The organism is Neobacillus novalis NBRC 102450, assembly GCF_001591805.1.
In the GTDB taxonomy this organism is placed as follows: Bacteria; Bacillota; Bacilli; order Bacillales; family Cytobacillaceae; genus Neobacillus; species Neobacillus novalis.
Window position 1 is genome coordinate 1 of the sequence record NZ_BCVP01000095.1, and the last position, 783, is coordinate 783.

The 783-nt window shown below is 34.2% G+C and carries 1 protein-coding gene; it reads right to left on the reverse strand.

The window, feature by feature from the left end:
• Positions 1-546 (reverse strand): DUF4291 domain-containing protein (locus BANVL01_RS26440; RefSeq protein WP_066148218.1); only part of this gene is annotated, 546 nt, incomplete at its 3' end.
• Between the last annotated feature and the right edge of the window lie 237 nt (positions 547-783).

Sequence of the window (783 nt, forward strand, 5' to 3'; positions counted from 1 at the left end):
ATGAAAGGATTTTGATTCAATAGCATTTCTCATAAAAATTACAGAATCAGTAATATCAGCAATTTTCACGATCCAATTATTTACATACCTTCTAACCATACTCCCTTTCAAACCCAGTTGAATCGCTCTTCTTTGTAATGCATTCCCATATATATCTCTATCAGGATCCCATTGACATCTAATTTCCGAATTTTCAAGTTGAAACCGCCAGTTATCAAAATTACCATATACCTCCTTATCGAAAGAAGATAACACAGCATTCTTAAGTATCTCATTAAATCCCGTTTTTTTTATATTAATTGCCAATATTCGTTCTTGGCTCTCTTTTGTTGCCCATCCAGACCTGTACATCATCCATAGGAATGAGGGTTTGATCCAAGTCATCCTGTCCATTTTGAAACAGGATCCAAATGTCCCTAACCTTATAGCTTCATCAGCGATTTGATGGTTAAATGCTTGATATACCCTGACTGTATTATGGTTAAATTGTGCATATATTTTATTTCTATTTTCTAATGAATCACTTCTTTGAATAACTACAATAATTTAACCCCTCTACATTATTTGTATAAACGTGGGCAAAGAGTGCTACTTGGCCCACCTTAAATATTTAAGATTTTTTATCCGCAAGACGCTCTTGCGCACATTCTCTTATTATTTCGTTATCTACTCTAGAAAGTAGTTCCAGTTTTTTATGAGATTCTGGGGTATTAATTGCCCAAAGGGCCCAGATACATTTCACAGCCAAGGCAAAAGCTTCATCATAATCTAAATATTCAAATC